This window comes from Enterobacter cloacae complex sp. GYL001 (assembly GCF_049237125.1).
GTDB lineage: Bacteria > Pseudomonadota > Gammaproteobacteria > Enterobacterales > Enterobacteriaceae > Enterobacter > Enterobacter hormaechei_C.
In genome coordinates, this window is sequence record NZ_JBMKGW010000001.1 from 330,806 (window position 1) to 343,004 (window position 12,199).

General features: G+C 58.9%; 11 protein-coding genes. 7 read left to right on the plus strand and 4 right to left on the minus strand.

Going from position 1 to position 12,199, the window contains the following annotated elements; all coding sequences use genetic code 11:
- Position 1: 1 nt before the first annotated feature.
- Positions 2-901: a glycyl-radical enzyme activating protein gene (locus tag ACOTWU_RS01555; RefSeq protein ID WP_023296177.1), complete on the minus strand. Its 900-nt coding sequence runs from the start codon at positions 899-901 to the stop codon at positions 2-4.
- A gap of 127 nt (positions 902-1,028) precedes the next feature.
- Between ACOTWU_RS01555 and fsa the strand changes: the two genes are divergently transcribed.
- A complete protein-coding gene (gene fsa, locus ACOTWU_RS01560; RefSeq protein WP_017693747.1) occupies positions 1,029-1,691 on the plus strand; it encodes a fructose-6-phosphate aldolase in 663 nt (220 codons plus the stop codon).
- A gap of 114 nt (positions 1,692-1,805) precedes the next feature.
- Here fsa and moeB read toward each other — a convergent pair whose 3' ends face one another.
- Positions 1,806-2,558 carry a molybdopterin-synthase adenylyltransferase MoeB gene (gene moeB, locus ACOTWU_RS01565; protein WP_023296178.1) on the minus strand — a complete coding sequence of 251 codons (753 nt, stop codon included), beginning with the start codon at positions 2,556-2,558 and terminating at the stop codon, positions 1,806-1,808.
- A 1-nt stretch (position 2,559) separates the two neighbouring features.
- Positions 2,560-3,792, minus strand: a complete 1,233-nt coding sequence (gene moeA, locus ACOTWU_RS01570; RefSeq protein WP_126499034.1) for a molybdopterin molybdotransferase MoeA — start codon at positions 3,790-3,792, stop codon at positions 2,560-2,562.
- A 189-nt stretch (positions 3,793-3,981) separates the two neighbouring features.
- Here moeA and iaaA point away from each other — a divergent pair, with 189 nt between their 5' ends.
- Genes iaaA through gsiD form a run of 5 tightly spaced genes read left to right on the plus strand, consistent with a single transcriptional unit; the run spans position 3,982 to position 10,204 of the window.
- Positions 3,982-4,920: a beta-aspartyl-peptidase gene (gene iaaA / locus ACOTWU_RS01575; RefSeq protein WP_017384893.1), complete on the plus strand. Its 939-nt coding sequence runs from the start codon at positions 3,982-3,984 to the stop codon at positions 4,918-4,920.
- A gap of 11 nt (positions 4,921-4,931) precedes the next feature.
- Positions 4,932-6,803: a glutathione ABC transporter ATP-binding protein GsiA gene (gene gsiA, locus ACOTWU_RS01580; protein WP_032620016.1), complete on the plus strand. Its 1,872-nt coding sequence runs from the start codon at positions 4,932-4,934 to the stop codon at positions 6,801-6,803.
- A gap of 23 nt (positions 6,804-6,826) precedes the next feature.
- Positions 6,827-8,365: a glutathione ABC transporter substrate-binding protein GsiB gene (gene gsiB / locus ACOTWU_RS01585; protein WP_032634035.1), complete on the plus strand. Its 1,539-nt coding sequence runs from the start codon at positions 6,827-6,829 to the stop codon at positions 8,363-8,365.
- A gap of 5 nt (positions 8,366-8,370) precedes the next feature.
- A complete protein-coding gene (gsiC, locus tag ACOTWU_RS01590; RefSeq protein WP_006809475.1) occupies positions 8,371-9,291 on the plus strand; it encodes a glutathione ABC transporter permease GsiC in 921 nt (306 codons plus the stop codon).
- A gap of 1 nt (position 9,292) precedes the next feature.
- A complete protein-coding gene (gsiD, locus tag ACOTWU_RS01595) occupies positions 9,293-10,204 on the plus strand; it encodes a glutathione ABC transporter permease GsiD (protein ID WP_110870890.1) in 912 nt (303 codons plus the stop codon).
- Positions 10,205-10,267: 63 nt separating this feature from the next.
- Here the strand turns inward: gsiD and rimO are convergent, their stop codons facing one another.
- Positions 10,268-11,593: a 30S ribosomal protein S12 methylthiotransferase RimO gene (gene rimO, locus ACOTWU_RS01600; protein WP_017693743.1), complete on the minus strand. Its 1,326-nt coding sequence runs from the start codon at positions 11,591-11,593 to the stop codon at positions 10,268-10,270.
- Between the two features lie 217 nt (positions 11,594-11,810).
- On the opposite strand from rimO, the gene bssR reads away from it, so the two are divergent.
- Positions 11,811-12,194: a biofilm formation regulator BssR gene (bssR, locus tag ACOTWU_RS01605; protein WP_032620009.1), complete on the plus strand. Its 384-nt coding sequence runs from the start codon at positions 11,811-11,813 to the stop codon at positions 12,192-12,194.
- Positions 12,195-12,199 lie beyond the last annotated feature (5 nt).

Consider the following 12,199-nt stretch of genomic DNA (forward strand, 5'->3'; position numbering starts at 1 on the left):
TTTATCCTCGTAAGGTCGCGGTTAACCCTTTCTGGCAGGCATACTGCTGCGCGAAGTCCAGCAGGGCAGGGTTATCCAGCGGTTTGTCAGGGGCAGAGTAGGGTTGGCCGAGCAGGGTGTATTTGTTCATGCCCAGCGTGTGATACGGCAGAAAATGAATATCGTGAACGCCGAGTTCGTCGGCGGCGAAATTGGTAATGGCGGTAACCGACGCTTCATCGGCGTTAAAGCCCTGGATCAGCGGCACGCGAATGGTGATTTTTTTCCCGGCGGCGGCCAGGCGCTTCAGGTTGTCCAGGATCCGTTTGGCTGAGCCATCGGTCCACTGTTTAAATACGTCACTGTCCACATGTTTCAGGTCCGCCAGGAATAGATCGACATACGGCAGTGACGGCTCGATATAATGCCATGGTACGTGAAGGCAGGTTTCAACGGCGGTATGAATGCCTTGTTCATGGCTGGCTTTAAACAGGGCATGTGCCAGCGCCGGGTTCATGAACGGCTCGCCGCCGGAGAGGGTGATCCCGCCGCCGCTGCGGTCGTAGAAGGGCTTGTCGCGCAGCACGGCGGCCATAATCTCCTCCACCTGCTTCTCTTCACCGCAGACGGTAAGCGCCTGGGTCGGGCAGCAGTCGGTGAGGGCAGTGAGCGTCTCGTCGTTAAGCTTCTCACGATGAATGACCAGCCCGTTCAGCGCGCGTTCAACACACCCCGGCGCGGCCTGCTGACACAGGTCACAGCCGTCCAGGCACAGACGGGCATCAAACAGGACGTCCCGCGTGCGGGAGCGGCTTTCCGGGTTCTGACACCAGCGACAGCCCAGCGAGCAGCCTTTCAGGAATACCACGGTTCGAATACCGGGACCGTCGTGGGTGGAGTAACGCTGTATATTGAAGATCATTTTCTTGCCCTCGAATTACATATGAAGATTAAATTACTTTCGAATGAAAGTTATCTTGATATGGGTCAATTCCTGAGCAGGTTTTGCTGTGATAGGGTAAGTGCAGGCTAATTTTGAGGGTGACATCATGGAACTTTATCTCGACACATCTGACGTTGCGGCAGTCAAAAAGCTGGCGCGTATCTTCCCGCTGGCGGGCGTGACCACTAACCCAAGCATTGTGGCGGCGGGTAAAACGCCTCTGGAAGAGCTGCTGCCCGCGCTGCACGACGCGCTGGGCGGCAAGGGCCGGCTGTTCGCTCAGGTGATGGCGAAGACCGCCGAGGGAATGGTGGAAGACGCACGTAAGCTGCGCGCGATAATCAATGACCTGGTGGTGAAAGTGCCCGTGACCGCTGAAGGGCTGGCGGCGATCAAAATGCTGAAAGCAGAAGGGATCCCGACGCTGGGTACGGCGGTGTACGGCGCAGCACAGGGGATGCTCTCCGCACTGGCGGGGGCTGAGTATGTGGCTCCTTATGTGAACCGCGTGGACGCGCAGGGCGGGGATGGGATCCAGACGGTGGTCGAACTGCAACAGTTGCTGACCCTGCATGCCCCGCAGTCAAAAGTGCTGGCGGCGAGCTTTAAAACCCCGCGCCAGGCGCTGGACTGCCTGCTGGCAGGGTGCGAATCCATCACGCTGCCGCTGGACGTGGCGCAGCAGTTTATTACCTCTCCGGCCGTGGATGCGGCAATTGTGAAGTTTGAGCAGGACTGGCAGGGGGCGTTTGGACGGACGTCTGTCTGATGCGGTTGCCGGGTGGCGCTAACGCTTACCCGGCCTACGTTTGCATCGCTGTTGCCGGGTGGTGCCGTTCGAGCCGTTGTAGGTCGGGTAAGGCGAAGCCGCCACCCGACTTTTTTATTTGCTGCACACCTCACACCCGGGATTACGCATCAGCTTCATCTCGCGGAACTGGCAGGTCATCGCGTCATACATCACGATTTTACCCGCTGCGGGCGTGCCGTAGTGCGCCAGCACTTTGATCGCCTCCATCGCCTGCAAGGAACCGATAACGCCAACCAGTGGCGCCATCACGCCCGCCTCGACGCAGGTCAGCGCATTCTCGCCAAACAGACGGCTCAGGCAGCGGTAGCAGGGCTCTCCTTCAGCGTAGGTAAAAACGCTGATTTGCCCCTCCATGCGGATGGCCGCGCCGGAAATCAGCGGCGTTTTACGGGCAAAGCAGCCCGCATTGAGCTGGTTGCGAATGGCGACGTTATCGGTGCAGTCCAGCACCAGGTCATGCCGTGCAATCTGGGCAAACAGCGCGTCGTCATCCAGCATCGCGTCAATCAGGGTGAACTGAACGTTGGGGTTAATGCGCGCCAGCGCCGTGCGTGCTGATTCCACTTTAGGCTGACCGACCGTCGCGTCGCTGTGCAGCGTCTGGCGTTGCAGGTTGGACACCGACACGGTGTCGAAATCCAGCAGCGTCATGCTGCCGACACCCGCCGCAGCCAGGTATTGCGCCGCTGCGCAGCCCAGCCCGCCCAGGCCCACAACCAGCACGCTGGCCGCCTTGAGCGCTTCCTGGCCCTCGAAATCAAACCCGCGTAGCACGATCTGGCGGTTATAGCGCATCATCTCCGGGTCGCTCAGTTCCACCGTCATGTCAGCCTCCGAACAGGTGGTTAAAGCGTTCCACTTCAACCCATTCGCCCGCCGCAACGTGGCCGCGATCGCGCTCCAGCACGATAAAGCAGTTCCCCTGACTGAAGGAGCTAAAGATGTGCGAACCCTGATGCCCGGTAGTGCTCACCTCCAGCTCGCCGTCGGCGTTGCGCGCCAGAATGCCGCGCTGGAAATCGAGACGGCCCGGTGATTTTTTGAGGCGCGTTGCCGCCCGCACGCGCACACGCTCCGGCAGCGGGCTGGCATTGTTGCCTGAAAGCTTCGCCAGCAGCGGGATCACCAGCTGGTAGAAGGTAAGCGCGGCGGAGACCGGGTTACCCGGCAGGCCACAGAACCAGCTGTGCGGAAGTTTGCCAAACGCGAACGGTTTGCCCGGTTTAATCGCCAGCTTCCAGAAGGCGATTTCGCCCAGCTCTTCAAGCAGGGTTTTGGTGTAATCCGCTTCGCCAACCGATACGCCGCCGGAGCTGATCACCACGTCGGCAGAGGCGTCAGCGTCGATAAACGCCGCGCGCAGTTTTTGCGGATCGTCAGGAATGATACCGAGGTTAATCACCTCACAGCCCAGCTGCTCAAGCATCAGGTGCACCGCCAGACGGTTGGTGTCGTAAATCTGCCCCTCGTTCAGTGGCTGACCCGGAAGCTGTAGCTCGTCTCCCGTGGAGAACACCGCCACGCGCACTTTGCGGACCACGTCAATCTCCGCGATGCCAAGCGATGCCAGCACCGGCAGTTCGGCGACCGTCAGCTTTTGCCCGGCGGCAAAGACCGTTGCGCCCAGGGTAATGTCTTCCCCGGTGTGGCGGATATTTTGTCCCGCTTTGACGCTGGCGGTAAAGCGCACGCCGTCGTCCGTTTGTTCGGTCTCTTCCTGCATCACCACGGCTTCACAGCCCTTTGGCACCGGTGCCCCGGTCATAATGCGCACGCAGGTGCCCGCTGGCCACTCACCGTTGAACGGCTGCCCGGCAAACGCTTTACCTGCCACCGGCAGCGGCTGACCCGTTTGCAGATCCGCCAGACGTACGGCATAGCCGTCCATCGCCGCGTTATCGAACCCCGGCACGTTCAGCGGCGAGACGATATCGCGCGCGGCAATACGGCCAAAACAGCGCACAAGCGGCAGTGTCTCAACGTCGTGCTGTGGAGTAATACGATCAAGCATCTGCGAGAGTGCCGTCTCAAGCGGCATCAGTCCGGCGGTAAAATCCATGGTGGGCTCCTGCGGAGTAACAACGAAAGCGCTCATTATGGCAGAAAAGTGCGGCTAACTGTATGACCCGATGGGTGTACGCTTTACATCACAGTTGCGTCTTTCTATATTCAAAAATCATCTGAAGATTCGTCGACGATAATGATATTTATAGAAAAAGCAGCCAGCCAGGCTGATGGGTGATGCGAAATGAGTAAAGCGGTTATCGCAATTCATGGCGGTGCCGGGGCAATCACCCGTGCACAGCTCAGTCCCGAGCAGGAGAAGCGTTATATTGATGCGCTGAACGCCATTGTGGAAACAGGCCAGCGGATGCTGGAAGCGGGCGACAGCGCGCTGGACGTGGTGACCGAAGCAGTACGTCTGCTGGAGGAGTGCCCGCTGTTTAATGCCGGTATTGGCTCGGTCTTTACGCGCGATGAAACGCACGAGCTGGATGCCTGCGTGATGGACGGCGTCACCCTGAAGGCGGGCGCGGTAGCGGGTGTCAGCCGTCTGCGTAATCCGGTGCTGGCCGCGCGTCTGGTGATGGAACAAAGCCCGCATGTGCTGCTGGCCGGGGCGGGGGCGGAAAAATTTGCCGTCGAGCACGGGATGGACACGGTCTCGCCCGATCTTTTCTCCACCGAGGAGCGTTACCGGCAACTGCTGGACGCCCGTACAGCGGGGATGACGCAGCTGGACCATGCCGCGCCGCTCGATGAACGCAGCAAAATGGGCACGGTAGGCGCGGTGGCGCTGGATAAAGCCGGTAACCTCGCCGCCGCGACGTCGACAGGCGGTATGACCAACAAACTTCCCGGTCGCGTCGGCGACAGCCCGCTGCCGGGGGCCGGGTGTTACGCCAATAACGCCACCGCGGCGGTGTCATGCACCGGCACCGGCGAAGTGTTTATCCGCGCGCTGGCGGCCTACGACATTACCGCGCTAATGGATTACGGCGGATTAAGCCTGAGTGAGGCCTGCGAGCGGGTAGTGATGGAGAAACTGCCGGCGCTGGGCGGGATTGGCGGCTTAATTGCGGTGGATCGGGAGGGCAACGTGGCTCTGCCGTTCAACAGTGAAGGGATGTACCGGGCGTGGGGGTATGCCGGCGATGCGCCCAGCACAGGCATTTATCGTGAATAAGGGGGCATTGCGTGCCGCACCGTGAAGAGCTGGACAACTGCGAAGTGCTGGCTGTCCACCAACTGAATATTGCGTTTCAGGAAGAGCGGCAGTTCATCCCCGCAGTACAGAATTTATCGTTTTCGCTCAGGCGCGGCGAGACGCTGGCGATTGTTGGCGAATCAGGTTCCGGTAAATCCGTTACCGCGCTGGCGCTGATGCGTCTGCTTGAGCAGACGGGCGGGCAGGTCACCAGCGAGCGGATGCTGTTGCGCCGTCGCAACCGTCAGGTTATCGATCTCAACGAGCTCAGTGCGTCCCAGATGCAGGGGGTGCGCGGGGCAGATATTGCGATGATTTTTCAGGAGCCGATGACCTCCCTGAACCCGGTTTTTCCGGTGGGCGAGCAGATTGCCGAATCTATCCGCCTGCATCAGGGACTGAGCGGTGATGAGGCGCTCAACGAAGCAAAACGGATGCTGGAGCTGGTGCGTATCCCTGAGGCGCACGCGATTTTGTCCCGCTATCCGCATCAGCTTTCCGGCGGCATGCGCCAGCGGGTGATGATTGCGATGGCGCTGTCGTGCCGTCCGGCGGTGCTCATTGCGGACGAACCCACCACGGCGCTGGATGTCACCATTCAGGCCCAGATCCTGCAACTGATTAAGGTGTTGCAGCAGGAGATGGAGATGGGGGTGATTTTCATCACCCATGATATGGGGGTGGTGGCGGATATTGCCGATCGGGTGCTGGTTATGCATCAGGGCAATGCCGTGGAAACCGGCACGGTGGAGCAGGTCTTTCATGCGCCGGTGCATCCTTATACCAAAGCGCTGCTGGCGGCGGTCCCGCGTCTGGGGGCCATGAATGGCAGTGATTTTCCGCGCCGTTTTCCGCTGATCTCACAGACCGAACAGGGCCAGCAGGAAGACGAAACCGAACAGGATACGGTGGTTCCCGGCAGGCCAATTCTCGAAGTGCGTGACCTGGTGACCCGTTTCCCGCTGCGTAGCGGGATCCTCAATCGCGTGAAGCGCGAAGTGCATGCGGTTGAAAACGTCAGTTTTGATCTCTGGCCGGGCGAAACGCTGGCGCTGGTGGGGGAGTCCGGCTGCGGTAAATCCACCACCGGACGGGCGCTGCTCAGGCTGGTGGCGTCGCAGGAGGGGAGCATCACCTTCAACGGTGAGCGCATCGACACGCTCCCTAACAGTAAATTGCAGGCGGTGCGCCGGGATATTCAGTTTATATTCCAGGATCCTTATGCGTCGCTCGATCCGCGCCATACGGTGGGGTACTCGATTATGGAGCCGCTGCGGGTGCATAACCTGCTCGACGGTGAAGCCGCGCAGCGCCGCGTCGCATGGCTGCTGGAGCGCGTGGGCCTGAAGTCGGAGCATGCCTGGCGTTATCCGCACGAATTTTCTGGCGGTCAGCGTCAGCGTATCTGCATTGCGAGGGCATTGGCCCTCAATCCGAAAGTGGTGATTGCGGATGAGTCCGTGTCAGCGCTGGATGTCTCTATCCGCGCGCAAATTATCAATCTCCTGCTCGATTTACAGCGGGATTTGGGCATTGCGTTTCTGTTTATCTCCCACGATATGGCGGTGGTGGAGCGGATCAGCCATCGCGTGGCGGTGATGTACATGGGGCAAATTGTTGAAATCGGCCCCCGTCGGGCGGTGTTTGAAAACCCGCAGCACCCTTACACCCGCAAGCTGATGGCTGCCGTACCGGTTGCCGATCCTGAGCATCGTCACGCCCAGCGCGTGCTGTTGCAGGACGAAATGCCGAGCAATATTCGTAAACGGGGCGAAACCCTGGAGCGCGTGGCGCTGCGTGAGGTGGGACCCGGTCATTTTGTCGCACCACCGCGTCAGGGCAATGCATTCTCGCGGTTATAACTTACAACAGGCAGGAGAACACAATGGTTCCTTTTGTTGCTCGTAAATGGCTGCTGGCCGCGAGCGTGACGGCTGCGCTGGCCGCCGCCCCCGCGTTCGCGGCGAAAGATGTGGTGGTGGCTGTGGGGTCTAACTTCACGACCCTGGATCCGTATGATGCCAACGACACTCTTTCTCAGGCGGTGGCAAAATCCTTCTACCAGGGGCTGTTCGGCCTGGACCGCGAAATGAAGCTGAAAAACGTGCTGGCGGAAGGCTATACCGTGTCGGACGACGGGCTGGTCTATACCGTTAAGCTCCGTACCGGCGTGAAGTTCCAGGATGGCACCGACTTCAACGCCGAGGCGGTTAAGGTCAACCTGGATCGTGCCAGCAATCCGGAAAACGGTCTTAAACGCTACAACCTGTATAAAAATATCGCCCAAACCGAGGTGGTTGATCCGGCAACGGTGAAGATCACCCTCAAAGAGCCGTTCTCGGCGTTTATCAATATCCTGGCGCATCCCGCGACGGCGATGATTTCGCCCGCCGCCCTGAAAAAATACGGCAAAGAGATTGGATTCCACCCGGTGGGGACCGGACCGTACGAACTGCTCACCTGGAACCAGACCGATTTTGTGAAGGTGAAAAAATTCGCCGGATACTGGCAGCAGGGGCTGCCGAAGCTGGATACCATCACTTGGCGGCCGGTAGTGGACAATAATACCCGCGCCGCAATGCTGCAAACCGGCGAAGCGCAGTTTGCCTTCCCGATCCCGTACGAACAGGCGGCGCTGCTGGCGAAAAACAGCAAGCTGGAACTGGTGGCCAGCCCGTCGATCATGCAGCGCTACATCAGCATGAACGTTACGCAGAAACCGTTTGATAACCCGAAGGTGCGTGAAGCCATCAACTACGCCATTAACCGCCAGGCGCTGGTGAAGGTGGCCTTTGCCGGCTACGCCACCCCGGCGACGGGCGTGATGCCGCCAACCATTGAGTACGCGCAAAGCTATCAGCCGTGGCCTTACGATCCGGCGAAAGCGCGGGAACTGCTGAAAGAGGCGGGCTATACGAACGGCTTTAGCACTACGCTGTGGTCGTCGCATAACCACAGTACCGCGCAGAAGGTGCTGCAATTTACCCAGCAGCAGTTGGCGCAGGTGGGCATTAAAGCCAGGGTTACGGCGATGGATGCCGGACAGCGAGCGGCGGAAGTGGAAGGCAAAGGACAGAAAGAGAGCGGCGTGCGGATGTTCTACACCGGCTGGACGGCTTCAACCGGAGAAGCGGACTGGTCCCTGTCGCCGCTGTTTGCTTCCCAGAACTGGCCGCCAACGCTGTTCAATACCGCGTTCTACAGTAATCCGCAGGTGGATAAAGATCTGGCCGATGCCCTGAAAACCACCAAACCGGAAGAGAAAGCACGCCTGTACAAAGAGGCGCAGGACATTATCTGGAAAGAGTCGCCGTGGGTGCCGCTGGTGGTGGAAAAACTGGTCTCAGCCCACAACAAAGCGCTGACCGGTTTTTACATCATGCCGGATACGGGCTTTAGCTTTGATGACGCGGATTTGAAATAAAACTCATGCTGAATTATGTGTGTAAACGCCTGCTGGGGCTTATCCCGACGCTGCTGATTGTGGCCGTGCTGGTGTTTTTGTTTGTCCATATGCTGCCCGGCGATCCGGCGCGTTTGATTGCCGGACCGGAAGCGGATGCGACGGTTATTGAACTGGTGCGTAAACAGCTCGGTCTTGACCAGCCGCTGTACAGGCAATTTCTGCGTTACATTGGCAATGTCCTTCAGGGCGATTTCGGCATCTCAATGGTGTCGCGTCGTCCGGTGTCGGAGGAGATTGCCAGCCGCTTTATGCCTACCTTCTGGTTAACGATTGCCAGTATGAGCTGGGCGGTTGTCTTTGGCCTGGGCGCGGGGATTGTCGCCGCCGTCTGGCGCAACCGCTGGCCGGATAAGCTCGGTATGGCGCTGGCGGTCACCGGCATCTCTTTCCCGGCGTTTGCGCTGGGCATGCTGCTGATGCAGATTTTCTCCGTCGAGCTGGGCTGGTTGCCGACCGTCGGGGCCGACACCTGGAAGCACTACATTCTGCCCTCTATGACGCTAGGCGCGGCCGTTGCGGCGGTTATGGCCCGATTTACCCGCGCCTCGTTTGTCGACGTGCTGAGCGAAGATTACATTCGCACCGCGCGGGCAAAAGGGGTGAGTGAGAAATGGGTCATTCTGAAGCATGGTTTTCGTAATGCGATGATCCCGGTGGTCACGATGATGGGGCTACAGTTCGGCTTCCTGCTGGGGGGCTCTATCGTGGTTGAGAAGGTCTTTAACTGGCCGGGGCTGGGGCGCCTGCTGGTCGACTCGGTCGATATGCGTGACTATCCGGTTATTCAGGCTGAAGTCCTGCTTTTCTCGCTGGAGTTTATTCTTATCAACTTAGTGGTGGATGTGCTGTACGCCGCCATTAACCCGGCCATCAGGTATAAGTAAGATGCGATTACTGAACTGGCGTCGCCAGGCCATTTTAAACGCTATGCCGGGGATCAGGCCGGACCATATTCGCACCCCGTGGGTTGAGTTCTGGCGTCGATTCCGTCGTCAGCCCGTCGCTATGGTCGCCGGGTTGTTTGTGTTACTGCTGATCCTGGTGGCGATTATCGCCCCCTGGATAGCCCCGTTTGATGCGGAAAACTACTTCGACTACGACCGGCTGAACGATGGTCCGTCGATGATGCACTGGTTTGGCGTGGACTCGCTCGGGCGCGATATTTTTAGCCGCGTGCTGGTAGGGGCGCAGATCTCACTGGCGGCCGGGGTCTTCGCGGTGCTGATGGGCGCAGCAATTGGCACCGTGCTGGGGCTGGTGGCCGGGTACTACGAAGGCTGGTGGGACCGCATCATCATGCGTATCTGCGACGTGCTGTTTGCCTTTCCCGGTATTCTGCTGGCGATTGCCGTGGTGGCGGTGATGGGCAGCGGCATGGCGAACGTCATTATCGCCGTGGCGGTATTCTCGATTCCCGCTTTCGCGCGTCTGGTACGTGGCAACACGCTGGTGCTGAAGCAGCAGACCTTTATCGAGTCGGCGCGCAGCATGGGAGCCAGCGATGCCACCATCCTGTTCAGCCATATTCTGCCGGGAACGGTCTCGTCTATCGTGGTCTATTTCACCATGCGCATAGGCGTGTCGATTATCTCGGCGGCCAGCCTGTCGTTTCTGGGGTTAGGGGCACAGCCGCCGACGCCGGAGTGGGGCGCGATGCTGAACGAGGCGCGGGCGGATATGGTGATTGCGCCACACGTGGCGCTCTTCCCGAGCCTGGCGATTTTCCTGACCGTGCTGGCGTTTAACCTGCTGGGGGATGGGCTGCGCGACGCGCTGGACCCGAGGATTAAGGGGTAGTGCAGTGAAATGTGCCGGGTGGCGGCTACGCCTTACCCGGCCTACAAAAGGGAAGCAGGGTGTTTAAACCCGGCTACCCCACAGGTCATACTCATCCGCGTTTTCAACCTTCACGCGAATAATATCACCCGGCTTAACCTGTGTTTCGCCGTTCAGGTACACCGCGCCATCGATTTCCGGTGCATCCGCCATGCTGCGGCCAATCGCGCCTTCTTCGTCCACTTCGTCGATAATCACCAGAATTTCGCGGCCCACTTTCTCCTGCAAGCGTTCAGCAGAGATCTGCTGTTGTAGCTGCATAAAGCGGTTCCAGCGCTCCTCTTTTACCTCTTCCGGTACCTGGTCCGCCAGCTCGTTGGCCGTTGCGCCTTCAACCGGGCTGTACTTGAAGCAGCCGACGCGATCCAGACGCGCCTCTTTCAGGAAGTCGAGCAGCATCTGGAAATCTTCTTCGGTTTCACCCGGGAAGCCGACAATAAAGGTGGAGCGCAGGGTCAGATCCGGGCAGATCTCACGCCACTGCTTGATGCGCGCCAGTTGGCGATCCACGGAGCCAGGACGTTTCATCAGCTTCAGAATGCGCGGGCTGGCGTGCTGTAGCGGGATATCCAGATACGGCAGGATTTTGCCTTCCGCCATCAGCGGGATCACATCGTCAACGTGCGGATAAGGGTAGACGTAGTGCAGGCGCGTCCAGATCCCGAGCTTAGCCAGCTGCTCGCACAGGCCGACCATGCTGGTTTTCACCGGCTCGCCGTTGTGGAAACCGGAGCGGTGTTTGACGTCCACACCGTAGGCGGAGGTGTCCTGGGAGATGACCAGCAGCTCCTTCACGCCCGCGTCGGCCAGGCGTTTGGCTTCTGCCAGCACCTCGCCAATCGGACGGCTCACCAGATCGCCACGCATCGACGGGATGATGCAGAAGGTACAGCGGTGGTTGCAGCCTTCGGAAATTTTCAGGTAGGCGTAGTGGCGCGGCGTCAGCTTCACGCCCTGTTCCGGCACCAGGCTCAGGAACGGGTTGTGCTTTGGTTTGGGGACGTAGTGATGAACATGTTCCAGCACCTGCTCGTAGCTGTGCGGGCCTGTGATCTCAAGCACTTTCGGGTGCACTTCGCGGATCTGATCCACCTTCGCGCCCAGGCAGCCGGTGACAATCACTTTGCCGTTTTCCGTCAGGGCTTCACCAATGGCTTCCAGTGACTCCTGGACCGCGCTGTCGATGAACCCGCAGGTGTTGACGATCACCATGTCGGCGTTGTCGTAGCTTGGCACCACGTCATAGCCTTCAGTGCGAAGTTCAGTCAGGATGCGTTCGGAGTCCACCAGGTTCTTCGGGCAGCCGAGGGAGACAAAGCCGATTTTCGGCGGGTGCGTAACATTGCTCATAGGTTAAAAATTCATCAATTATGGAGTTATCAGGGCGGGATTTTACAGCGTATCGCGGGGGATTTATACACTCTTGATGGCGCAGTTGAGGCGGGCAATCGTTGTAACATTGTAAAGAATGTTAATCAGTTATCGTTTATTGATCTCAGGCATTACATTGTACAAAAAATGACCTTATCCTTAATAAGGTAACATGGCTGACAGGGGAGGAAGTAGCATGTCCGTTGACAGACTGAAACGCGATCTGCTTAACAAGCTGATCAACGCCCGAATCGACCTGGCCGCATATCTGCAACTCCGCAAGGCGAAAGGGTATATGTCAGTCAGCGAAAGCGAAAATCTGCGTGATAACTTCTTTGAACTTTGCAATTTCATGCGTGAAAAAGCACCCATCCTGAAAGCGCACTGCGCTGAAAGCGAATTAGTGGCGCTGCGCCGCGCCGCCGAGGTGCTCTCCATCGCCGGAGTCTGTTTGATGAACGGACGTCACGACTGCCCGAATTTTATTGCCGTTAACGCGGAGAAGCTTGAAAACTGCCTGACCACGCTCGCGCTTTGCATCATGTGTCTGAACAAGCCGGAAACGCTTGCCCGGCACTGAACCCG

What these genes read in the sequence shown, in the direction of transcription:
- rimO (WP_017693743.1), bottom strand. Translation starts at nt 11,593, where the DNA reads ATGAGCAATGTTACGCACCCGCCGAAAATCGGCTTTGTCTCCCTCGGC.
- gsiC (WP_006809475.1), top strand. Translation starts at nt 8,371, where the DNA reads ATGCTGAATTATGTGTGTAAACGCCTGCTGGGGCTTATCCCGACGCTG.
- ACOTWU_RS01555 (WP_023296177.1), bottom strand. Translation starts at nt 901, where the DNA reads ATGATCTTCAATATACAGCGTTACTCCACCCACGACGGTCCCGGTATT.
- gsiD (WP_110870890.1), top strand. Translation starts at nt 9,293, where the DNA reads ATGCGATTACTGAACTGGCGTCGCCAGGCCATTTTAAACGCTATGCCG.
- iaaA (WP_017384893.1), top strand. Translation starts at nt 3,982, where the DNA reads ATGAGTAAAGCGGTTATCGCAATTCATGGCGGTGCCGGGGCAATCACC.
- moeB (WP_023296178.1), bottom strand. Translation starts at nt 2,558, where the DNA reads ATGACGGTGGAACTGAGCGACCCGGAGATGATGCGCTATAACCGCCAG.
- fsa (WP_017693747.1), top strand. Translation starts at nt 1,029, where the DNA reads ATGGAACTTTATCTCGACACATCTGACGTTGCGGCAGTCAAAAAGCTG.
- bssR (WP_032620009.1), top strand. Translation starts at nt 11,811, where the DNA reads ATGTCCGTTGACAGACTGAAACGCGATCTGCTTAACAAGCTGATCAAC.
- gsiB (WP_032634035.1), top strand. Translation starts at nt 6,827, where the DNA reads ATGGTTCCTTTTGTTGCTCGTAAATGGCTGCTGGCCGCGAGCGTGACG.
- moeA (WP_126499034.1), bottom strand. Translation starts at nt 3,792, where the DNA reads ATGGATTTTACCGCCGGACTGATGCCGCTTGAGACGGCACTCTCGCAG.